Here is a 20,333-nt window from a genome sequence, read left to right as displayed (position 1 = left end):
GAGCATGATCTTTCTCCGAAAACCGGTTCCCACTTTTCGGGATCATGCTCTAGACCTGCGGCTTTTCAGGCATTGCCAAGCCAAATTGCTCATAGAGGCGCTGCACATAGGCAGTTGCCGCACTTTGTGCCGACGCCCCAAGATGGAAACGCGCGATCGTCTCGGCTTGCACCTTGGCGATTTCCTGCAAGTGTCTGACGTCGAAACGGGTGACGCTTGATTGATGCCTGCGATGCGAATTGAGCGACTGCGGATGGAACGCGATCCCACCCTTCTCCAGCAGCCGCAGATATGCGACCCAGTCGCCGGCATCCCTGTAGGAAGCGATCTCTTCGAGCCCCGCGCCGAGAGCCTCGAGCAATGTTTCTCGACGAAAGAGAACCGCGCTGACATTCGGAATGGTGTTTTTCAGGTATAGCGCCTCGCCTATCTCCTGACGTCCGTCCACGACGTAGGGTTTAGCCCAGCGGGACCGGTCGATATCGGAGACATAATCGAGGTAATGTTCGCTCAAGATGCGCCCATCGCCATCCATCTGCCGCGACTGGCAGTAGCTCATGACTACATCGCGTCGTTCGAAGGCGGGCAGAAGTTTTTCCAGAAGGTCGGGATCGGCGAGATCATCCGCTTCGGCGATCCAAACGAAATCGCCGCGCGCAGCTTCAACGCCGCGCATCCATTGACGGAATACCGAGCCTGAATTCCGCTCGTTCCTGATCAATCTGGCTGGAATATCGCAGGTGGCCAAAAACTGCTCGATGGTTTTGACGCTGTCATCCGTCGAGGCATCGTCAAGCACAATCAACTCATAAGGTCGTACCGTCTGCCTCACGATCGAATCGAGGCGCCCGGTGAGATATCGATCGTAGTTGTAGTTCGGCACCACGACGGATATCCGCGGCAAAGGCCTTCCGGCATAGGCCAGCAGGTCATGGAGATAGTGGCTGAAGCCAAACTCCTGCCGGACAATTTCACGGCCGATCTTAGCCAGACGTCCAGCTTTTTCCGGATCGTCGAGAAGGCTGAAAACGGCACTGGCCATCGCATCAGTGTCGAACTTGGGAACAAGGAGACCACAATCGCGCTTTAGCAGATCCTGGAAGCCGCCGGCACCTTCGAAAGCGACTACCGGAATTGCCGCATCGAACGCTTCAAGCACTACTGAAGGAAATGGATCTTCACGCGACGTCAAGACATATATATCAGCCGAGAAATAGTACTCTCTGGGATCCTCCACCAAGCCGACAAAGACAAAACGATTCTCAAGCCCAGCATTCTTTATTCGCTGCATTTGAAATGCGTGCAGAGCATGATCGACATGACCTACCCAGACAGCAATCGCATCCGGATTAGCCCTTATTACCTTGAGTCCGGCGTCAACGAAAAGATCCAGCCCTTTACGGTGATCCCCGTATCCGACCGTGAGAACTATGCGGGCGTCCTCACGCAGGCCGAGTCTCTTGCGCACCCGATCCCGCACCGCAACGCGATCCTCTTCCCGAAATGGCGTGCGAAAATAGGAGCCTTGCGGACGGGTCACCGCCCGCCCGGTTGACCTGCCTACGAAATTCTCAAATCCGGATCGAACAATTTCCGCGGGAAAGACCAAAACGTCGGCGTGTTTCGCGATCGCGGCAGCATGCCGCTTAAGCCCGACGGATTTCAAAACGCCCGGCATTTCGTGAACAAGCGAGACGGCGCAAAAGCCTGCTGCCTTCAGCAACGGAACGAGAAGCCCGGACGCCGTTGTATTGACCACCGCTATCTCGGCCCCGCCGCGTCGGATAGCCTTAAGGCGCTCCAACACCTTTGCCTTGGGGTCCGCCGCAAGGTCGATCAGATGTACATTGGCCACTTCCGCGAAGCGACGTAGCAGATTGCCGTGGCCCAGGACGATCAACTCGGACTTGAAGCCAAGCTCACCGAAACCTCGTGCCATGTTCATGGCAAGCATTTGCGCGCCGTGTGGATGTGCGTCGTGTGAGACTACAACGATGCTTTTCCCTTCATGACGTACTGCCTCCAATGCATCGCGGGTCGCCTGGAGGTACGCATAGCCAGTCTGCGCATCCGGTTCCAGATGCGCCCCTTCTGCCCATTCGTTCCAGGCATTGACGAAGACTAGTCTTTCACTTGGCTCGTCGATGTAATTGATGGTGTCCTTGGCGGCGTTTTCGAGCCACCGCCTGTAGAGATCCGGCGTATTGTTGATGAAAGCCGTTCCATTGTTCTTGCGACGAGCGGTATTGTCCCAACCTGGGCAGACGGAGCGGAACAGCTTATACTCGCGGAGAGGATATTGTTCGCTGCGCTTCGGAAAAATCGACCAGTCATAAACAGTCGTTCCGAAGTCGTCTGCCAGGGGCATGACTTGATCGGTCACGTTCGGAGGCGCGGAGTTGTTCGGCGGAAATTCGACAGCGGCATCGAAGCCGTATAGTCTCGGATCGTTCTTTTCGAACGATTGAGTGTACGCGAGATAGATCTCGCCGAGGCCGTTCTCACGACACCATTGGCGCCAGCGCGAAGCCGTTTCACTGGCGTCCGGGAGCAAACTCGGTCGGTAAACCAAAAGCACCGGCTTACCGTCAATTCGGATATATCGGGGATCGCGCAGATAGGGCGCGACCTCTTTGATAAATGCAAGATCGTCCGCTGGCGAATGGTTCTGCGCTATGAGGATTTCGCTGTCGAGCCCGTCCCACCGACGGGACCAGTTCTCGTTGGCCCAGCATAAACAGAATGGAAGATCCAAATCCCTGTCATTGAGCCAGTTCTCCAACGGCTTTTCGAGTAGCCTTTTTCCTGCAAACCAATAGAAATAGAAGCAGAAGCCCTCAATTCCGTATAGCTTCGCCAATTCGATCTGGCGGCGTTGTACCGCTTTGTCTCTGAGATCGTAGTAACCAAGCTCGCCCGGCACATGGGGCTGACTATGCCCCAAAAACTGTGGCTGCGCGGGTTTGACATTGACCCATTCCGTAAAACCCGTACCCCACCACTCGTCGTTTTCCGGGATTGGATGGAACTGCGGAAGATAAAAAGCAATTACGCGCACCGGCTTATTCGCCAATGGCTCGGCATCCAGCAGCGGAACGTGTACGGGCTTCGGCACGCCTGAGCCGACAGCTGCGGTGCCGGCAATTGCCGGTAACCCACCAACATAAGAGTTGGAACTCCGCCAAGCCTTATAGGCAGTGGTATTTTTGAAAAAAAACGGCAAGAAACGGAAAACAACGCCTTTGAACTTCTGCTTCGTGCCCGTCGGCACAGGAAGTTGATGCCAAGAGGCGTAGGCAACCCGGCTCAAACGCTTACGACACGACGCAGGAACACGCGCAACCGCGGCGATACCGTATCCGATAGCACGAACTGGCTGCGTCGTTCGCCAAGATGTGCTGCTATACACCGCGTCAAGGACCTCATGCAGCCGCTTTTCCTCGGCACGGGCGTGGTCGCGTTCCATCTCCAGCCCGGTTGCGTAGGCGCGAAGAGCGGCGTTCTCGCGCTCAAGCTCCTCGTATCTGCCTGTGCTCTCGTGAGCCTGCCGACGCAGTCCGTCGTACTCGGCCTGCAGTTGGTCGATCTGGACCGCGCGTTGATCAGCCAAGGATTTCAGATCCGCCAATTCCTTGGCAAAGGTTGTCTGATATTCCTGCAACCCGGTTTGCGCCCCGAGCCTTTCAATCTCGGTCATGCTTTGCTCGGCCTCTCGCACGAGCCGCGTGACCTCGACGTCACGCTCGCCGATTAAGCGATGAAGTTCAGCCTTCTCTCTAGCGAACTCTGCCTCGCGTTCACCCCAGTCGGCGTGTCTTTGCCGCTCCAGAGCGGTCAAAGTCTCAATTTCGGCAGCACGTTGCCGGGCCAGTTCAGCACTGTCGTTTGCGACCATTCGCAGCTCGGCCTGCGCCTGTGCCGAGATCCGCTGTCGTGCCTCGAGCTCAGGAAAGAACGCGTCACCGAAGATCGGCGATACTGCGTCGAATTCAGCCTTCACCCTATCGAGCGTGGCAAGCGCCTCAGCATCCTGTCCGTCGTTACGAAGCACGGTCAAGGCGGCATGGGTTTCCTTGACCCAGTCGGCGATGCGTTCGTCGGCCAGTAGTTGCGCACCGCCTGCAGTATGATGCTGATATTCTCGCGAGAGGTGAGCATCCACATGGGCCGCGATGTCGTCCACAGTCCGCGGTTGGCCGATGGCCAGCACCGCCGCTACATTCTGGATTTCATGACGCCAGTCCAGCATAAGCGCTTCGTAGGAGAGGAAGACACGCGGCTTGCCGCGTGTGGCGGACTCAGCCTCCAACTCGTGGCGCAACCATAGAAGTGCCGCAAAACCCGGCGTAAAGCCGTCTCGCTTGTCGAGCGAGGCAAGGACCGAAAGCGGGTTACGCCCAGTCAAGACATAGCGAACATCGATCTTCATCGACTTCAGGATGTCAGCATAGAACGGCACAAAACGAGATATCCGCGGTTCCTTCAGTACGAAAAGCGGAGCTTCGCCGTATTCTTCCTCTAGGATGCGAGCGATCTCCGCGCGGTAGAATTGGGCACGAGGCTTGCCAAGGTTGGCCGCGTCGAAGACGCGCCAATCGTCCCAGCGACTACCGGCTTCCGCAAGCATCTGATCATTGAGAGCGTTCAATGCTGCCGGTTCCCAGTAACCAGTCGCATTGTTGCTGTCTTTTGAAATTAAGTTCTTCGGCAGCTCGGCACCAAGCAGGTTGAGCACCCTCGTCAGAGCGCTCGTCCCCGAGCGGTGCATGCCTAGCACCATGATGCAGGTGCGCTTCGCGGGCTTGGTCTTCGGTGACTTAGCCTTCGCGCCCTTCTTCGGCGCCGCTTGATCGGCCGACTGCGCGCTCGCATCGCGCAGTTGCTCCGGTGCTGGATGCTTGTTCATGCACTCAATGCCTGTTTCGTCTCGCCGCCCCCCAGCCGCCGAACCACATTTTCGCTCGACACCCGCCACCCCGGCGCCTGGCACCCAAACGCCCCTGCAAACTTCGCACTCGACAGCCGCGAGTTTTGCGGACGCCGTGCCTTGGTCGGATAATCGCTCGTCGCGATCTCGCGCACTTTCGCGTGCGGGCCACCAAACGCCCGGCTTGTGTCGAGGATGTGACGGGCAAAGCCGCTCCAGTTGGTGTCGCCCTCGCCCGCCAGGTGATAGATGCCGAAGGCGGCGAAATTGCTGTCGTCGACCAGCTTCGGCGCCGCATGCAGGATCGCGTCGGCGATGTCGAGCGCCGAGGTCGGATTGCCCCACTGGTCGGCGACGACCGATATCTCGTCGCGGTCTGCGGCCAGCCTCAGCATGGTCTTGACGAAGTTCCTGCCGAAGGGGCTGTAGACCCAGGCCGTGCGCAGGATGATATGGCGCGGGTTGGCCGCGGCCACAGCCTCCTCGCCGGCGAGCTTGGAGGCGCCGTATACGCCGAGCGGGGCGGTCGGGTCGGTCTCGACATAGGCGCCGTCCTTGGTGCCGTCGAAGACATAGTCGGTCGACAGATGGATGACGGGGACGCCGAGCCTTGCCGCGGCTTCGGCCACCTTGCCGGCGCCGGTTGCGTTCACCGTGAAAGCCAAGTCCTTCTCGTTCTCCGCCTGGTCGACGGCGGTGTAGGCGGCGGCCGACACGACGAGGTCGGGCCTTGCCGCTTCCAGGGCTGCGAACACCGTGTCGGGCCGCGCAAGGTCGAGCGCCGGCCGGCCGACGGCCACGACCTCGACATCATCGCGGCCCCGCGCCGCCTCGACCAGGCTCGCGGCAACCTGGCCCTCGCGTCCGGTGACGGCAAGCCTCACGTGGTTGCCTTCCTGCTCTCGGCCGCGTACCCGGCCGGGCTGCTTTCGATCGGACTGGGTCGGCTCTTTGCGACCGAACCGTGGCCCAGCCGCTCGCCGGCGTAGCGCTGCTCACGGATCGGCCCCCACCACCATTTGTTGTCGAGATACCAGTCGACGGTCCTTGCCAGGCCGCTGTCGAAATTCTCCTTGGGCGTCCAGCCCAGCTCGCGCGCGATCTTGGAGGCGTCGATCGCATAGCGGCGGTCATGGCCGGGGCGGTCGGTGACGAAGCCGATCAGCTCGCGGTAACGCTTGCCGCCGGCGCGCGGCCGCCTGAGGTCGAGAAGAGCGCAGATCGCCTCGACCACGCCGAGATTGGTGCGCTCGGAATTGCCGCCGACATTGTAGCTCTCGCCCGGCCGCCCCCTGGTGGCCACCAGTTCAAGGGCGCGCGCGTGATCCTCGACGAACAGCCAGTCGCGCACATTGGCGCCGGCGCCGTAGACCGGCAGCGGCTTCTCGTCGAGCGCGTTGAGGATGACCAGCGGGATCAGCTTCTCCGGAAAATGGTAGGGGCCGTAATTGTTGGAACAGTTGGAAAGCACCACAGGCAGGCCATAGGTCTCGTGCCAGGCCCGCACCAGATGGTCGGAGGCCGCCTTCGAGGCCGAATAGGGCGAGGACGGCGCATAGGGCGTCTCCTCCACGAACATGCCGCCGTCGAAAGGCAGGTCGCCGAACACCTCGTCGGTCGAGACATGGTGGAAGCGGAAGCCCGCTTTGCGCTCCTCGGACAGGCCGCGCCAATATTCCAGCGCGGCGTTCAGGATGCGGTAGGTGCCGACAATGTTGGTCTCGATGAAGGCGCCCGGCCCATCGATCGAGCGGTCGACATGGCTCTCGGCGGCGAGGTTCATGACGACGTCGATGTCGTCGCGGCGCAAGATCGCCAGCACCGCGCGCTCGTCGCGGATGTCGGCCTGCTCGAAGCGGTAATTATGGGCGTTCTCGATCGGCCTCAGCGAAGCGAGGTTGCCGGCATAGGTGAGCTTGTCGAGATTGGTGACGCGGTAGGCTGGATTGGCGCACAGATGCCGGCACACGGCCGAACCGATGAAGCCGGCGCCGCCGGTGACCAGAAAATTCATGCCGCCGTCCCTCCTCACGCGAACACCTCCGCCGCGGTCAGCAGCGGCGCGTTGCGATCCTTATCCGACAGCTGGAAGCCGCCCGCGATCTCGGGCCATTTGATGCCGATCGCCGGGTCGTCGAAGCGGATCGAGCGGTCGTGCCCGGGCGAGTAGGTGTCGGTCACCTTGTAGAGCACCTCGGTATTCGGCACGAGCGTGACGAAACCATGGGCGAAGCCTTTCGGCACCAGGACCTGGTTGCCCTTGTCGGCCGATATCTCCAGCGCTTCCCATTTGCCGAAAGTGGGCGAAGAACGGCGGATGTCGACCGCCACATCGAGCACGCTGCCCCTGATGACGCGCAGCAGCTTGTCCTGCGCGCGCGGCGGCAGCTGGTAATGTAGGCCGCGCAGCACGCCGGCCGCGGCGGAATAGGAATGGTTGTCCTGCACGAAGGCGAGATCGATGCCGGCTTCAGCGAAGCGCTCGGCATTCCAGGTCTCGCTGAAGAAACCGCGCGCGTCGCCATGCCGCTTCGGCACGATCTCCAGCACGCCGTCGAGGCCGAGCGGCCTGACATCAAGCACCCCGTTCCTCCATCAGATCGGCCACCCGCCGGCGCAGATAGGCGGCATATTCGTTCTTGCCGAGCTGCGCGGCGCGATCCAGAACCTTGTCGGCGCTGATCCAGTGCTGCTCCAGCGCAATCTCTTCCGGGCACGCGATCTTGATGCCCTGGCGATGCTCGATCGTGCGCACGAAAGACGATGCCTCGAGCAGGCTGTCATGCGTGCCGGTATCCAGCCAGGCATAGCCGCGGCCGAGGCGGTGGACATGCAATTCGCCTCGCTCGAGATAGACATTGTTGACCGTCGTGATCTCGAGCTCGCCGCGCGCCGAAGGCCGGATGGTCGAGGCGATGTCGACCACATCGTTGTCGTAGAAATAAAGACCCGTCACGGCCCAATTGGACTTCGGCTTTTGCGGCTTCTCCTCGATCGTCAGCGCCTTCCCGGTGGCCTTGTCGAAGGAGACCACGCCATAACGCTCGGGATCGTCGACATAGTAGGCGAAGACCGAGGCGCCGCCATCGCGCGTCGCCGCCTCGCGGCAGAGCTGCGACAGGCCGCCGCCGAAATAGATGTTGTCGCCGAGAATCATCGACACGCTGTCCTTGCCGATGAAGTCGCGGCCGATGATGAAAGCCTCGGCGAGGCCGTTGGGCTGCGCCTGCTCGGCATAGGACAGTTCCAGCCCGAATTCGGAACCGTCGCCCAGCAACGCCTGGAAAACCGGCAAGTCGCGCGGAGTTGAAATGACCAGAATCTGGCGAATCCCAGCGAGCATCAGCACGCTCAGCGGGTAGTAGATCATCGGCTTGTCGTAGATCGGCAGTATCTGCTTAGAAACCGCTAATGTAAGTGGATAAAGGCGTGTCCCGCTCCCACCCGCAAGGATAATTCCTTTCAACAAGCTCTCCTTGAACTACCGCGGCCCCCGCCTCGACGCCAAGTTGCCCGTGCTTAGGTTTCGGGCGCTTGCTTGTCAATGTCGGCTTTGACTGCTTCCCGACGTTACTTCACCCCTTTCTACCATCCGGCATGCGGTGGTTTCGAGCGAAATCCGACTACACAATGAAAAAGGGCCGGCGGGCGCTTGTCGCCCGCCGGCCCCTTTTTTCGTCGCTCTGGCTCAGCCGCGCTTGAGCAACGTCCACACGGCCGGCACAAGGCTGGCCGCCAAAGCCACCTTGATCAGGTCGCCGACGATGAAGGGCAGGACGCCGAACTGCCAGGACTTTTCCGGTCCGATGAGGATCGCCAGCCAGGCAAAGCCCATGGCCATCATGACCACCTCCGCCGTCAGCATGGCGCTGAACAGCTTGAAGGGATTGCGGTCCCAGCCGCGATCGGCGGCCCAGCCGGCGATCGCGGCCATGACCACGAAGCCCGCGAGGTAGCCGCCGGTCGAGCCCAGCATATAGGCGACGCCGATGCCCTTTTCCGGCGTGCCCTGGAAGACCGGCAAGCCAAAAGCGCCCTCGGCGAGGTAGAGAAGGAGCGTCGCGACGGCAAGGCGCAGGCCGAAGGCAGAGGCAATCAACAGCACGGCCAGCGTCTGCAGCGAAATGTCGACCGGGCCGAGCACCATTTTGGTCTTGGCCGAAAGCGTCAGCAGCAGGGTTCCGGCAAGCGCCAGGAAGAGCTGGGTCGCGAGCCGGGCAGCGCCGCGATCCGGCAGTGTGAGAGAAACAAGCGGGCGCATCGTGGTTGCAGTTGCCATGGTCTTCCCCGTTCTGGCTGATTTGCCGGGTGGCTGAGTTGCTGGCTTTAAAGCGCATCGCGCAAAAACGGATTCAGGCGGCGCGCTTTAAAAATTCGTCTTGGTGTATGTCGTTCTCCCAAACCGCGGCGCAGTTTTGGGCAACATGCATTGATTTTCCTATATTGGCTTCCGTATCGGACGGCAATCATTTTGCCGCATTGCAACGGAGCACGCCGGCATGGCCCTTGAATTCGACACCAGCTTCGATCCCGCCTATGGCCGGGCGGTTGCGGTTGCGCCGGGTGTGCTGCGCGTCACCTCCAGAAATCCAAGCCCGTTCACTTTCCACGGCACCAACAGCTATCTCGTCGGCCGCGACACACTGGCGGTGATCGATCCAGGGCCGGACGACGATGCCCATCTCGAAACGCTGCTTGCGGCGATCGCTGGCCGTCCTGTCAGCCACATTTTCGTCAGCCACACCCATCGCGACCATTCGCCGCTCGCGGCGCGATTGAAGGAGCTGACCGGCGCCCCGACGCTTGCCGAAGGCTCGCATCGGCCGGCCCGCGCCTTGCGCATCGGCGAGGTCAATCCGCTCGACGCCAGCGCCGACCTGGACTTCGTTCCCGATGTCGTGCTGGCCGACAATGCGCTGACCGAGGGCGACGGCTGGGCCATCCGCACCGTGCTGACGCCCGGCCACACCGCAAACCACGCCGTGTTTGCGCTCGAGGGAACCGGAACCCTGTTTTCAGCCGACCATGTCATGGCCTGGTCGACCTCGATCGTCGCGCCGCCCGACGGCGCCATGGCCGACTATATGAGCTCACTCGACAAGCTTTTGGCGCGCGACGATCGCTTGCTTTTGCCTGGCCATGGCGGAGCTGTGGCCGCGCCCCAAAGCTTCATGCGCGGCCTGAAGACGCATCGCAAGATGCGCGAAAGGGCGATCCTGGAACGCATCCGCGCCGGAGATCGGACGATCACGGAAATGGTCGCGGCGATCTATCGCGACACCGACCCGCGGCTGCACGGCGCAGCCGGCCTGTCGGTGCTTGCCCATCTCGAGGATCTGGTCGCGCGCGGACTGGTCGTCACCGACGGCGATCCGGCCATAGACGGCGTTTTCGCGCCCGCCGCGTAGGTCCGGAGTGCCTTACCGTTTCACGGAAACGGCGAAGCGCTCCCTCTTCCTTTTTGACGCAAATTCCTGACGGAAAACCGCTTCACACTTTTCCTGGAATTGCTCTACTCGGCTGGCGCCGCGCCGACCTGCCCGGCGACCTCCTGGTCGAGCTCGCCAAGGAAAGCCGTGATGCGGGCGGCGTTGTCGCCGAGGTCGTAGCGGCCGTAGCGCGAGGCCGAGCGCATGTCGACGATGACCTGCTCGCCGTCGTCGGTGATGCGGATGGCGACGTCGGCCGGCAATCCGAGCACGAAGCCCTTGGCCAGCGCGTTGATCGTCGCTTCGCTTTGGCCGTTGATGTCGGGATAAGGCGCCGTCAACTGCCAGTCGCGGCGGTCGAGCACGGTTTCGACAGCGTCGACGACGGTTTCGAAAGGCAGATTGTAGCTGCGCCCGCTTACCAGCGGATAGGCCTCCGCCTGCAGGGCCTGTTCGCCCGGCGTCGGCGGCGACAGCTCGTTCATGTCGGCGGTGCGGTCGCTGATGTCCAACGCCGGCGGATCGTCGAGATCGGTCGAGATGTCACGCAGCGGCGGATAGATCGTGGCCCAATAGACCGCGACGCCGTAGGGTGCCAACACCAGAAGCGCCAACAGCGCGCCGATGGAGAGATCGCGGCCGCCGCGATCGCCGAAGCTCCAGACCCGCGACAGGGCGAGGCCTGCCAGCAACAGGGCAAGCGCCGCCAATAGTGCTACGACCGCCAGCACCCACAGGAAAGGCGGCGTCTCGATGAGATCGAGCCGATAGCCGGCCACGACGGTCAGCAGAAGGACGAGCGAAAATGCGCCGATCCGCCGCGACCAGCCGGCCGCCCTCGACGTCTGCCGTTCAGGAATTGTAGCCATTGTCTGCCGCATTACCCCAGTCCGAACCGAGACTTAGAGGTTTTTAGCGCGGGCTTGAAGCCGAAGATCGAACATTTTTCGTCAATCCGTCGGCAGGCGGTAATCCTTGAACTGGGCGCGCAAACTGGTCTTCTGGATCTTGCCGGTGGCGGTGTGCGGGATTTCGCCGACGAAGGCCACGTCGTCGGGCATCCACCACTTCGCCACCTTGCCGCTCATGAAGGTCAGAATGTCGCCCTTGCTCGGCTCCCTGCCGGGCTTGCGCACGACGACGAGCAGGGGCCGCTCGCCCCATTTGGAATGCGGGATTCCGATGGCCGCCGCTTCCGCCACGTCCGGATGGCCGACGGCGAGATTCTCGAGATCGATGGTCGATATCCATTCGCCGCCGGACTTGATGACGTCCTTGGCGCGGTCGGTGATCTGCATATAGCCGCTGGCGTCGATATGGGCGACATCGCCGGTGTCGAACCAACCGTCGGCGTCGAACTGCTCGGCGCCGTCGCCGCCATAATAGGCGCGGGCTACCGCGGGGCCGCGCACCTTGAGATGTCCGAAAGTCTTGCCGTCCCAGGGTAGCGCGTTACCGTCGTCGTCGGTCACTTTCATTTCGACGCCGAAGGGCGGAAAACCCTGCTTGCCCTGGACATCGAGCCGCGCCTCGCCGGTCCGCATCGCATGTTGCGGCTTCAAGGTGCACAGCGTGCCCAGCGGCGACATCTCGGTCATGCCCCAGGCATGCACCACCTGCACGTCGTAATTGTCCTGGAACTTGGCGATGATGGCACGCGGGCAGGACGCCCCGCCAATCACGACCTTCTTCAGATAAGGCAGCTTCTTTCCGGTCTCCTCCAGATATTGCAGCAGCATCATCCAGACGGTGGGCACGGCGGCACTGAACGTCACCTTTTCGGTGTCGAGCAGTTCATAGATCGAGGCGCCATCCATCTTGCAGCCCGGCATCACCAGCTTGGTGCCGATCATCGGCCCGCTCTGGCCGAGCCCCCAGGCGTTGGCGTGAAACATCGGCACGACAGGCAGGACGACATCGCGCGTCGACAGGCCCATGGCGTCGGGCATCGCCGCCATCATCGCATGAAGCACATTGGAGCGGTGGCTGTAGAAAACGCCCTTCGGGTCGCCCGTCGTCCCGGAGGTGTAGCACATGCCGGCGGCGGTGTTCTCGTCGAACGTCTTCCAGGTGAAGGCGCCGTCGGCTTCGGCCAGCCATTCCTCGTAGGCGACGGCATTCGCCAGAGATGTTTGCGGCATATGCGCGTGGTCGGTCAGCACGATAACCCGTCGCAGCGATCGGACCGCGCCGGCTATCTTTTCCAGGAGCGGCACGAAGGTCAGGTCGACGAAGATCGCCTTATCCTCGGCATTGTTCATGATCCAAGCGATCTGCTCGGGAAAAAGCCTCGGGTTGAGCGTGTGATAGATCGCGCCAATGCCCATGATGCCGTACCAGGCCTCGATATGGCGGGCCGTGTTCCAGGCGAGGGTCGCGATGCGGTCGCCCAGGCTGAAGCCGTCGCGCTCCAGCCGTTGCGCCACCTTGAGTGACCGGTGATGAATCTCGGCAAAGGTCGTGCGCACGATCGGGCCTTCGATCGAACGCGACACGACCTCCCGGCTGCCGTGCTGGCGTTCCGCATGGTCGAGCAGCTTATGGCAAAGCAGCGGCCATTCCTGCATCAATCCAAGCATTAATTCCTCCCTTTGCGCATTCGCGTCATTTGTTTCACGCATTGTGAAACGAACCGGCGGTTTGTCCAGCCGCCATAAGTCGAAGCCGGTGGATGGATCGAAGGACCGGGAAAACCGCCATAATCCGGCCATCGTCGCCGTTAAGCTTCATTAACGGGCTGGGTGAGATTGGCGAATGGAGAGATTCGCATGGGTGCGCAGCTTGATGAAAAAGCCCTCGAAAGCACGCTTGCCGAAAGTCTAGACGATCTGACGCCGGACATCAAAACCGTTTCCGAAGATGAATTTGCCGAAGTCGTCGGCGGCGCGCTGGAGGCCGTCGGCGGAACGTTACTGTTCAAGATGCGGGTCGAAAACGGCGCGGAGGGCGAGCATGTCGCCGCCGCCTGCATCGGCGACGCCGGCAACCGCCAGTTCCTGCTGCTGACGCTGCCGACCAGCGGCGGCGCGCTCAAAGTCGAAGCCGCAGCGCGGAGCACCAATCCGGTCGCAGGCATTGCCGCCGCCTATGCCGGCCTTATGGATGCCTTCAAGACGGCCGCCTGACGACTGGAAAACAGACGTTCAATGAATGGTGATGACACCAAGCGGAACGCGCGCTTGCGCGATGCGGCTGGCGGACACATGTAAGTCTTCCCCGAGAACGTCTCACCGTTTCACGGAAACGACGAAACGCTCTCTCTGTTTTGACGCAATTCCGGACGGAAAACCGCTTCGCACTTTTCCTGGAATTGCTCCAGGAGACCATTCATGGACAAGCCCGCCAACCCAGCTCCCGGCTTTCAGCGCAATCCCGACAAGGTGATCAGGGTCGAACCCTATCGCGGCAGCGTCACCGTGCGCGCGGGCGACACCGTCATCGCCCGATCGACCAGGGCCAAGGTGCTTTCGGAACCGCCCTATCCGGCCGCCTTCTACATCCCCTTCGACAACATCGACTTCAGCAAGCTCGCCGGCACCGAGCACTCGACGCATTGCCCGTACAAGGGCGATGCCAGCTACTGGAGCGTCCAGCCGGCCGGCGAGGCAGGCAAGAATGCGATGTGGGCTTATGAGACGCCATTCGACGAAATGGCCGAAATCCGTAATCACGGCGCGTTCTATACGAACAAGGTGACGGTTGAAGCCGAACCGGGCTGAGCCTTCGTTGGCGCGCCACGGCACCTCAGTCGGTCGTGCCGTCGTTGCCTATACCCTCGGCATCGTCGAGGCGTACGAAGGTCATGCCCTTTTGCTTCAAGGCGAGCAGGCCCTGAACCACACCCTCGCCGGCGGCATGGGTCGGCTGGTTGATGTGGGCTATGATGACGTCGCCGTCCTTGGCGGCGCCGATACGGCGCGCCGTTTCCTTGGCGCCGAGCAGTGAGCCGCCGTCGCCGTTGACCGAGAAGCCTGCGATCTTAAAGCCCAGCCTGCGGATCATGCCGATCGCCGAGGGACTGTATTCGGCGGTGGCGCCGCGGAACCATCTCGGCGCCGGCCCGCCTGCCCCGGCAAGGGCGGCGGCGCCGGATTCAACCTCGGCCTGCACGGCGTCCGGGCTGCCGGCGCTGCGGATGCCGTAGATCTTCTGCGGCGTATCGACCGCCGGAATGTGGCGGCCGCCATGGTTCTCCAATTCGAACAGGTCGGGATGTGCCCGCATGATCCCGACGGCTTCGGCATTGCGTTTCAGCCAGATGCCTGTAACGAAGATCGTTGCCGGTATCCTGTTGTCGACAAGCGCCGAAAGTATCCTTGTGTCGGTCTTGCCGCCGCAGGCATCGAGCGTCAGGGCGACGCGACCGCCGCCGCCTTCAACGCCCTGCGGCTTCAGATGCAGCGTCGGCTCGAGCAGCGTCGCGGCATTGCCCGCCGACCCCGCGAACAGCGACAGCGCCATCGCGCAAAGGGAGTTTCGAAACAGGCTCATCATTCGTTCCAAACCGGCACGCCCGGGCATTCCCCGCGCCGCGCCAAAAAGCTTGTCCCTACAAAACCGGCATCTAGGCGAAAATGGGAACGGCAAACAGCGCAAAAAGCAGCAGTCGCGCAAATTTGCTTTCGCCTTACACCACGGCCTCCGGGGCCATCTCCGTTCGCGCCAGCAGTTGGAGCACGGCATCGACGACCGTGTCGGCCTCCAGGCGCCAGACGCAACACGCCTTGTTGGGGTCAGGCCGTTGGCACAGGTCGCCGCCGACGCAGTCGCAAGGCATGGCCGGGCGCACCGCGATGCTCGGCACGCCGACCGGTCCCCAGTGGACCGGGCTCTGCAGGCCGAAAAGGCCGACGACGGGAGTGCCGACCGCGGCAGCCATGTGCATGGGGCCGCTGTCGTTGCCGAGAAACAGCCGCGCCTGTTTGAACAACGCTGGCAAGGTCTCAAGCGGGAGCGCTCCGACAAGGTTGACGATCCGAGCCTTCGCAGCCGCCAAGACCTTTTCGACCACTTCGTTCTCGTCCGGGCTACCGACTAGAGCGACGTCCAGATCGGTTTCGGCCGATATCCGGTCGATTGCGGCGGCAAAGCGCTCGGGCTGCCAGCGGCGCCCGGGGAAGCTTGCCCCGACATGCACCGCGACGAAGGCGTTCGGCCGAAGGTGGAACTTGTCCAGCAGCGCCAAGGTTTTCGTCGTCTCCAGCGGCAGCGGCCGGATGTCGGGATCCCGCACGCGCAACTCTATGCCAAGCGCCTCCAGCGGCGAAAGATAACGATAAAGAAAGTGCTGCCCGCCATAGCCGAACGGCTTTGCCTTGACGTTGGCAGGTTGGCGCTCTAGCCGACTCGGCGGCCTTTCGGATGGATGATATCCGACGCGAACCGGTGCACCAATCAGCCCCGAGATGAACCGCGACGTCCTCGTATCTGTGATGTCGACGACCATATCGAAATGGCTCCGGCGCAACCTAAGGAGCGTGAGAATAAGCTCCTGCGCGCGCCGCAGCGGCGTGCCACGCATATGGGAACGGCGAAATGTCACGACCTCCGAGGCGACGTCGTTGGCCGTGAGGAAGCCGGCGAAGCGGCCATCGCAGAGGAAGATACGCACGCCGGGATATTCCAGTTGCAGATTCCTCGCAAGCGCGGAGGAAAGAACGAGATCGCCAATGTGCTTCGTTTGCAGGATCAGGATCGACCGTAGCGGGCCGGAGCGAAGCCGCGACATCCGTGTCCGGGCGCCGGACGGATCGGAGTCCACGAAGCTGGGCTGAGACGTAGACATGTGGAGCCGCCATGCGTGTGTTTCACGTGGCTCTCATACAAGACGGCAAGGTTGTGGACCAGAGTGACTCGCGCGCCCATAGGCACGAAAGACGGAGGCGCCGAGTCCGGCGTTTCCGGCCTTTCCTGGAATTGCTCCAGGAGGCGCGACGCAACCGATGCGGGGCTTTCCCGCGGATGTCAGACTGCGGCCTCCAGGGACATCTCCGTCCGTGCCAGGAGTTCCAGCGCGGCCTCGACGACCGGATCGACCTCCAGGCGCCAGACACAGCATGCCTTGCTCGGATCGGTCCGGCGGCACAGGTCGCCGCCGACGCAATCGCAAGGCATGGAAGGCCTGAGCGAGATGCTCGGCACGCCGACCGGCGCCCAACGGACCGGGTTGGTCAGGCCGAACAGGCCCACCACAGGCGTGCCTGCCGCGGCCGCTATATGCATAGGCCCGCTTTCATTGCCGAGAAACAGCCGCGCCTCCTTGAGCAGCGCCAGCAGAGTTTCCAACTCCAGCATGCCCGCCAGGTTGACGACACGCGTCTTCGCCGCCGCGATGATCCTGTCGGTCGCCTCGCTCTCGTCCGGACCGCCGACTAGAACCACCCGCAGGCCGGTTTGCCGCACGATCCTGTCGATTGCTTCGGCGAAGCGCTTCGGCTGCCAGCGCCGACCCGCGAAGCTTGCCCCGGCATGAACGGCAATGAAGGCGTTTGGCTGAATTCTGTGCCTGGCAAGCAGCGCCAGGGCGCGCGTCGTCTCGAAGGGCGGCGGCCGAATCGCCGGAGCCCTGACGCGCAGCGCGATGCCAAGTGCCTCCAACGGAGACAAGTAGCGATAGAGATAGTGCTTTTTGCCGAATCCGAAGGGCTTCATCCTGACATTGGCGGGTTGACGTTCGTGCCAGCGCAAAGGCCGCTCCGTCGGAAAATAGCCGACCCTGACCCGGGCGTTGACCAATCCGGAAATGATCCGTGAGGTCTTGGAGTCTGTGATGTCGATGGTCACGTCGAAGCGGTGCTGCCGCAAAGTCCGTACCATGCGGAAGAGCTCGCGTCCCCGCTGGAGCGGCGAGCCGCGCATCTTGGCGCGGCTGAAGGGGACGACCTCGGTGGCAATGCCGTGCGCCGTCAGGAAGCCGGCGAAATGCGCTTCGCAGAGAAACACGATCCTGACGCCCGGATATTGAAGTTGCAGGTTCTTCGCCAGCGCCGAGGCCAGCACGATGTCGCCGATGACTTTGGTCTGCAGGATCAGGATGGAGCGGCAGGCGGACGAGGAAATCTGCAATATGGGCTTCCGTCACCAATGAATTCGGTGTCGGAACCTCCCCTGAAACGATGTCGAGATTCAGGGCCGTCACGCGCACGTTCGCGTGACATTGCATACAAAACCGTAAGGCATCGGGACGCCGCTAGCCGAAGCCCGTCAGGCGCGTTTTGCCGCGCTCTTTGCTGCAGCCACCGCAGCCTGCGCGGCTGCGAGCCTGGCGATCGGCACACGGTAGGGCGAGCACGACACATAATCGAGGCCGACCTCCTCGCAGAAACGGATCGAGGCCGGATCGCCGCCATGTTCGCCGCAGATGCCGAGCTTGATAGCGGGCCGCGTCGTCTTGCCTTTTTCGGCCGCGATCCGCACCAGCTCGCCGACGCCGTCGATATCGAGCGACACGAACGGATCTTGCTCGATGATGCCCTTCCGCCGGTATGTTTCGAGGAAGGAGGCCGCGTCGTCGCGCGAGATGCCGAAGGTGGTCTGCGTCAGATCATTGGTGCCGAAGGAGAAGAATTCGGCTGCTTCGGCAATGACATGGGCGCGGATCGCCGCACGCGGCAGCTCGATCATCGTGCCGGTCAGGTAATCGATCTTGGTGCCGGTCTCCTGCATGACGCTTTGCGCCACCGCATCGATGCGCGCCTTGACGTATTGCAGTTCCTTCACAAGGCCGACCAGCGGCACCATGATCTCGGGCACCACCAGCGCCCCGGCCTTGCGGCCGGCCTCGACTGCCGCCTCGAAGATGGCGCGTGCCTGCATCTCGGCGATCTCCGGATAGGAGACGGCGAGCCGGCAGCCGCGATGGCCGAGCATCGGGTTGAATTCGTGCAGCGCCTCCGTGCGCTGCCTGAGCTTATCGGCTGAAACATTCATGGCGGTCGCGACCTCGGCAAGCTCGGCCTCGGTCTTGGGCAGGAATTCATGCAGCGGCGGGTCGAGCAGGCGGATCGTCACCGGCAGGCCGGCCATGATCTCGAACAGCTCGAGGAAGTCCGAGCGCTGCATGGGCAGGAGCTTGTGGAGCGCTGCGCGCCTGTCCTTCTCGGTGTCAGCCAGGATCATCTCGCGCATGGCGACGATGCGGTCGCCGTCGAAGAACATGTGCTCGGTGCGGCAGAGCCCGATGCCCTCGGCCCCGAAAGAGCGCGCCATGCGCGCGTCGAGCGGCGTTTCGGCGTTGGTGCGTACCTTCATGCGGCGCGCGGCATCCGCCCACTCCATGATGGCGGCGAAATCGCCCGACAGCTCCGGCTGCAGCATGGCGACCGCGCCCTTCAGCACCTGGCCGTTGCCGCCGTCGATGGTGATGATGTCGCCCTTGCGGAAGGTCTGGCCCATCGAGATGAGCGTGCCGGCCTTGTAGTCGACGCGCAGCGAGCCAGCGCCGGACACGCAGGGCTTGCCCATGCCGCGCGCCACCACCGCGGCGTGGCTGGTCATGCCGCCGCGCGTGGTGAGGATGCCTTCGGCGGCATGCATGCCGTGGATATCTTCCGGACTGGTCTCGATGCGCACCAGGATCGCCTTGCGCCCTTGCGCCTTGGCGTCCTCGGCATCGGCGGACGAAAAGACGATCTCGCCGGTGGCGGCGCCCGGCGAGGCCGGCAGGCCCATGCCGATGACATCGCGCGCCGCCTTCGGGTCGATGGTCGGATGGAGCAGCTGGTCCAGCGAGGCCGGATCGATGCGGGCGACCGCCTCCTCCTTGGTGATCAGCCCGTCCTTCGCCATCTCGACGGCGATCTTCAGCGCCGCCTTGGCGGTGCGCTTGCCGGAGCGGGTTTGCAGCATCCATAACTTGCCGCGTTCGATGGTGAATTCGAGATCCTGCATGTCGCGATAGTGCTTTTCCAGCCGGTCGGAGATGTCGACGAAGGCCTGGAAGGCGTCGGGCATAAGCTTCTGCAGCGACGGCTTGTCGGAGCCGGCGGCGATGCGCGCCGCCTCGGTGATGTTCTGCGGCGTGCGGATGCCGGCCACCACGTCCTCGCCCTGGGCGTTGACCAGGAACTCGCCGTAGAGCTGCCTGTCGCCGGTCGAGGGATTGCGGGTGAAGGCGACGCCGGTTGCGGACGTGTCGCCCATGTTGCCGAACACCATGGCCTGGATATTGACCGCCGTGCCCCAGCTTTCCGGGATGTCGTGCAGGCGCCGATAGGTGATGGCGCGGCTGTTCATCCAGCTCGAGAACACGGCGCCGATCGCGCCCCAGAGCTGCTCGTGCGGATCCTGCGGGAACGGCTTGCCGAGCTCTTCCTCGACCTTGGCCTTGTAGAGCGAAATCACGCCTTGCCATTCTTCGGCCGTCAGCTCGGTGTCGAGCTCATGGCCGAGGCTGGCTTTCTGGTCCTCCAGGATTTCCTCGAACACTTCGTGGTCGAGGCCCATGACGACGTCGGAATACATCTGGATGAAGCGGCGGTAGCTGTCATAGGCAAAACGCGCATCGCCGGAATCGGCTGCCAGAGCCTCGACCGTCTCGTCGTTGAGACCGAGATTGAGCACCGTATCCATCATGCCGGGCATGGAGGCCCGGGCGCCGGAGCGCACGGAGACCAGAAGCAGCTTCGACGGATCACCGAAGCGGCGGCCGGTGATCCGGCCGATATGGTCGAGAGCAGCGACGACATCCGCCTCGAGCGCTTCGGGGTAAGTGCGGCCGTTGGCGTAGTAGGCGTTGCAGACCTCAGTGGTGATGGTGAAACCGGGCGGCACCGGCAGCCCGAGGCTGCACATCTCGGCCAGATTGGCACCCTTGCCGCCGAGAAGGTTGCGGTCGCCGGCACGGCCCTCGGCGGCGCCATCGCCGAAGGTGTAAACCCACTTGGTCATGCTTGCCCTCCAGTTCGTGGAAGATAGAAACAGCCGGACCACGGCCCGGTTCCCCGCCTTCGCGATCCGAGCGATAGGATGCTGCAGTG

The 20,333-nt window shown here is 62.6% G+C and carries 15 protein-coding genes; 3 read left to right on the top strand and 12 right to left on the bottom strand.

Translation table 11 applies throughout. The features are described from left to right. Window positions 1–49: 49 nt before the first annotated feature. The 6 genes from LB553_RS18360 to LB553_RS18335 all read right to left on the bottom strand — a co-directional run bounded on the left by LB553_RS18360 (window position 50) and on the right by LB553_RS18335 (window position 9,206). On the bottom strand, window positions 50–4,906 hold the full coding sequence (locus tag LB553_RS18360) for a glycoside hydrolase family 99-like domain-containing protein (RefSeq protein ID WP_224515511.1): 4,857 nt from the start codon (window positions 4,904–4,906) through the stop codon (window positions 50–52). Next, a complete protein-coding gene (gene rfbD, locus LB553_RS18355) occupies window positions 4,903–5,811 on the bottom strand; it encodes a dTDP-4-dehydrorhamnose reductase (protein WP_224515508.1) in 909 nt (302 codons plus the stop codon). The genes LB553_RS18360 and rfbD overlap by 4 nt, the downstream gene beginning before the upstream one ends. Next, a complete protein-coding gene (gene rfbB / locus LB553_RS18350) occupies window positions 5,808–6,941 on the bottom strand; it encodes a dTDP-glucose 4,6-dehydratase (protein WP_224515506.1) in 1,134 nt (377 codons plus the stop codon). The genes rfbD and rfbB overlap by 4 nt, the downstream gene beginning before the upstream one ends. Before the next feature lie 14 nt (window positions 6,942–6,955). Further along, window positions 6,956–7,510, bottom strand: a complete 555-nt coding sequence (gene rfbC / locus LB553_RS18345; RefSeq protein WP_224515502.1) for a dTDP-4-dehydrorhamnose 3,5-epimerase — start codon at window positions 7,508–7,510, stop codon at window positions 6,956–6,958. After that, window positions 7,503–8,393, bottom strand: a complete 891-nt coding sequence (gene rfbA / locus LB553_RS18340; RefSeq protein WP_224515500.1) for a glucose-1-phosphate thymidylyltransferase RfbA — start codon at window positions 8,391–8,393, stop codon at window positions 7,503–7,505. The genes rfbC and rfbA overlap by 8 nt, the downstream gene beginning before the upstream one ends. Before the next feature lie 222 nt (window positions 8,394–8,615). Further along, window positions 8,616–9,206, bottom strand: coding sequence for a biotin transporter BioY (locus LB553_RS18335; protein ID WP_224515498.1), 591 nt, complete (start codon window positions 9,204–9,206; stop codon window positions 8,616–8,618). Between the two features lie 220 nt (window positions 9,207–9,426). Between LB553_RS18335 and LB553_RS18330 the strand changes: the two genes are divergently transcribed. Further along, window positions 9,427–10,335, top strand: a complete 909-nt coding sequence (locus LB553_RS18330) for an MBL fold metallo-hydrolase (RefSeq protein WP_224515495.1) — start codon at window positions 9,427–9,429, stop codon at window positions 10,333–10,335. A gap of 104 nt (window positions 10,336–10,439) precedes the next feature. Here the strand turns inward: LB553_RS18330 and LB553_RS18325 are convergent, their stop codons facing one another. Both LB553_RS18325 and LB553_RS18320 read right to left on the bottom strand, forming a co-directional pair. Then, window positions 10,440–11,225 (bottom strand): DUF1499 domain-containing protein, encoded by a 786-nt coding sequence (locus tag LB553_RS18325; protein WP_224515493.1) that lies wholly within the window; start codon window positions 11,223–11,225, stop codon window positions 10,440–10,442. Window positions 11,226–11,306: 81 nt separating this feature from the next. Further along, window positions 11,307–12,935 carry a fatty-acid--CoA ligase gene (locus tag LB553_RS18320; protein WP_224515490.1) on the bottom strand — a complete coding sequence of 543 codons (1,629 nt, stop codon included), beginning with the start codon at window positions 12,933–12,935 and terminating at the stop codon, window positions 11,307–11,309. 189 nt (window positions 12,936–13,124) lie between these two features. Between LB553_RS18320 and LB553_RS18315 the strand changes: the two genes are divergently transcribed. Both LB553_RS18315 and LB553_RS18310 read left to right on the top strand, forming a co-directional pair. After that, complete coding sequence (locus LB553_RS18315) at window positions 13,125–13,481, top strand: hypothetical protein (RefSeq protein WP_224515489.1); 357 nt, start codon at window positions 13,125–13,127, stop codon at window positions 13,479–13,481. A gap of 204 nt (window positions 13,482–13,685) precedes the next feature. After that, window positions 13,686–14,075: a DUF427 domain-containing protein gene (locus LB553_RS18310; RefSeq protein WP_224515487.1), complete on the top strand. Its 390-nt coding sequence runs from the start codon at window positions 13,686–13,688 to the stop codon at window positions 14,073–14,075. 25 nt (window positions 14,076–14,100) lie between these two features. Here LB553_RS18310 and LB553_RS18305 read toward each other — a convergent pair whose 3' ends face one another. From LB553_RS18305 to ppdK, 4 genes are all read right to left on the bottom strand, one after another. Further along, a complete protein-coding gene (locus tag LB553_RS18305; protein ID WP_412033357.1) occupies window positions 14,101–14,817 on the bottom strand; it encodes a polysaccharide deacetylase family protein in 717 nt (238 codons plus the stop codon). Between the two features lie 166 nt (window positions 14,818–14,983). After that, window positions 14,984–16,084 (bottom strand): glycosyltransferase family 9 protein, encoded by a 1,101-nt coding sequence (locus LB553_RS18300; protein ID WP_224515481.1) that lies wholly within the window; start codon window positions 16,082–16,084, stop codon window positions 14,984–14,986. 236 nt (window positions 16,085–16,320) lie between these two features. Then, window positions 16,321–17,421, bottom strand: a complete 1,101-nt coding sequence (locus LB553_RS18295) for a glycosyltransferase family 9 protein (protein WP_224515478.1) — start codon at window positions 17,419–17,421, stop codon at window positions 16,321–16,323. Between the two features lie 138 nt (window positions 17,422–17,559). After that, complete coding sequence (ppdK, locus tag LB553_RS18290; RefSeq protein ID WP_224515475.1) at window positions 17,560–20,244, bottom strand: pyruvate, phosphate dikinase; 2,685 nt, start codon at window positions 20,242–20,244, stop codon at window positions 17,560–17,562. Window positions 20,245–20,333: the final 89 nt, after the last annotated feature.

Source organism: Mesorhizobium sp. CA8, assembly GCF_020164955.1.
Taxonomy (GTDB): Bacteria; Pseudomonadota; Alphaproteobacteria; order Rhizobiales; family Rhizobiaceae; genus Mesorhizobium.
The sequence above is the reverse complement of the archived record's forward strand: the minus strand, read 5'-3'. Positions and strand labels throughout refer to the sequence as shown.

Coding starts and splice junctions, on each gene's coding strand:
- LB553_RS18360 (WP_224515511.1), bottom strand. CDS start 4,906: ATGAACAAGCATCCAGCACCGGAGCAACTGCGCGATGCGAGCGCGCAG.
- rfbB (WP_224515506.1), bottom strand. CDS start 6,941: ATGAATTTTCTGGTCACCGGCGGCGCCGGCTTCATCGGTTCGGCCGTG.
- LB553_RS18335 (WP_224515498.1), bottom strand. CDS start 9,206: ATGGCAACTGCAACCACGATGCGCCCGCTTGTTTCTCTCACACTGCCG.
- LB553_RS18330 (WP_224515495.1), top strand. CDS start 9,427: ATGGCCCTTGAATTCGACACCAGCTTCGATCCCGCCTATGGCCGGGCG.
- LB553_RS18325 (WP_224515493.1), bottom strand. CDS start 11,225: ATGGCTACAATTCCTGAACGGCAGACGTCGAGGGCGGCCGGCTGGTCG.
- LB553_RS18320 (WP_224515490.1), bottom strand. CDS start 12,935: ATGCTTGGATTGATGCAGGAATGGCCGCTGCTTTGCCATAAGCTGCTC.
- LB553_RS18315 (WP_224515489.1), top strand. CDS start 13,125: ATGGGTGCGCAGCTTGATGAAAAAGCCCTCGAAAGCACGCTTGCCGAA.
- LB553_RS18310 (WP_224515487.1), top strand. CDS start 13,686: ATGGACAAGCCCGCCAACCCAGCTCCCGGCTTTCAGCGCAATCCCGAC.
- LB553_RS18305 (WP_412033357.1), bottom strand. CDS start 14,817: ATGGCGCTGTCGCTGTTCGCGGGGTCGGCGGGCAATGCCGCGACGCTG.
- LB553_RS18300 (WP_224515481.1), bottom strand. CDS start 16,084: ATGTCGCGGCTTCGCTCCGGCCCGCTACGGTCGATCCTGATCCTGCAA.
- ppdK (WP_224515475.1), bottom strand. CDS start 20,244: ATGACCAAGTGGGTTTACACCTTCGGCGATGGCGCCGCCGAGGGCCGT.